This window comes from Anaerostipes sp., assembly GCF_018381315.1.
Classification (GTDB): Bacteria; Bacillota; Clostridia; order Lachnospirales; family Lachnospiraceae; genus Anaerostipes.
Window position 1 is genome coordinate 1 of record NZ_JAGZSD010000054.1, and the last position, 1637, is coordinate 1637.

Below are 1637 nucleotides of genomic sequence, written 5' to 3' on the forward strand. Positions count from 1 at the left end.
GCCAGCCCAGACAGCGACCCGGAGCAAGCGGCTTTGGCGTTTATCTGTAAGCGGCTCAAATTGAATTTGAAGAAGCTGTCCGAAGAAGAAAAGAAGTGGCTGAAAAAGATTGCACAGAAGTCGGACTTGCTGAAAAATCCAAACCCACAGCGGGGGAGAAAATAAGAGAGCGATAAACAAGAAATCTGAAAGGAGTTATCAATATGAGTTATGATTTGATGGTTTTTGAGAGAACAAAAGCACCTACCACAAAAAAAGAGTTTATGGCATGGTATGAAAAGCAAATGGAATGGGAGGAAGAACATGATTACCAAACGATTAGTGTTTCTTCTCCGGCTTTACAAAACTGGTTTATGGAAATGAAAGAAAAATTCCCGCCCATGAATGGGGAATATGCACCGAATGACGATGCTCTTGATGACGATGAAAATTTGGAGTTGCATATGGTTGATTACAGTATTGGGTATAATGTAATTTACGCTGCGTTTTCTTGGTCGGTGGCAGACGAGGCGTATGAACTTATGCGTAGTTTAGCTCAAAAACACAAGGTTGGATTTTTTGATGTGAGTGGAGATGATGGCGATATTATTTTGCCAGATGGAATTATGATAAAATAATATGATACATACCTATTCCCATTCTCACTTACCGGGAAAATAGCAAAGCCAGCCGAGCCAGTCAACGGTCAAGATGAACGGCGCACAAATGCGCCGCCATTGACAGCCCCGCCCGCCTTTGCTGATGGGCAATCAAGGCGGGAAAGCCCTAAAATGGCATCCCGCCCATTTCTAAGAACTGATAAGTCAGATTTGCTGAAAAATCCAAATCCACAGCGGGGACGGAAGTAGAGAACAATAAATAAGAATTTACAGGAGGAAAATCAATGGAGAACTTGATTAAGTTTTTAGAAGATAAGATAACGGATAAAATGTCTGTGGAAGAAATAGTTGATGTTTTTGAGCAGATGTGCAGCACACCGCTTGAAGAAGATATGGTTTTATTTGAAACCGGAACATTTACTGCTTTTTCAAAAGAACCATTTTTTCAAATTTCATTAGTTCGACAGTTTTCAAATGATGATGAAGAGTTTTATCAAATCCATGTAGTCATCTTGTATAAGCCAACCGCTGAAAATAAAATTTTCAGCGAAACAACATGGGACGAAGATTTAGACGAAAATATATTTGACTATATCAGAAAATCAGCGTCGTTTGCTTATGCAAGAAATCATGAATACATCGAGGTAAAAATATATATGGACGAAACTTAACTTCTCATTTATCAGGGAGATAGCAAAGCCCTAAAATGGCTTCCCCGCCCATTCCAATTTTGAGAGAAAAATCTGTTTGCTTTTTGTGAGTGTGTCCACAAGTTCGGGACATTTTGTCCCGAAGTCCGGCGTGGGACGAGGAACGGGGGCTTTCATATACGCCCTGTCTGCTGACGAAACCAGCCCTGCGCTTGCGGCTCCACGACACGCAATCACAGCCCTGTTTTCCTGCTGCTTCAAATGCCCTTGCCCGACCCGGCGGCAACCTCATTTTCGCAGCAACGCCGACAGAGCGTATAACACACTACACTTTGCAAGCAAAGTCGTGTGCCAAGGGGCAAGCCCCTTTGGAAACCCCGGACAACAA

General features: G+C 42.5%; 2 protein-coding genes and 1 pseudogene. All 3 read left to right on the forward strand.

Translation table 11 applies throughout. From position 1 onward, the window contains the following. Positions 1–165: pseudogene (locus tag KH180_RS16665) on the forward strand (helix-turn-helix domain-containing protein); the annotation flags it as partial. 38 nt (positions 166–203) lie between these two features. Beyond that, a complete protein-coding gene (locus tag KH180_RS16670; protein ID WP_002566031.1) occupies positions 204–617 on the forward strand; it encodes a hypothetical protein in 414 nt (137 codons plus the stop codon). Between the two features lie 266 nt (positions 618–883). Further along, complete coding sequence (locus tag KH180_RS16675) at positions 884–1270, forward strand: hypothetical protein (protein WP_055080834.1); 387 nt, start codon at positions 884–886, stop codon at positions 1268–1270. Positions 1271–1637 lie beyond the last annotated feature (367 nt).

Excerpts from the sequence above, each read along its gene's own strand:
- KH180_RS16675 (WP_055080834.1), top strand. The coding sequence starts at position 884 with ATGGAGAACTTGATTAAGTTTTTAGAAGATAAGATAACGGATAAAATG.
- KH180_RS16670 (WP_002566031.1), top strand. The coding sequence starts at position 204 with ATGAGTTATGATTTGATGGTTTTTGAGAGAACAAAAGCACCTACCACA.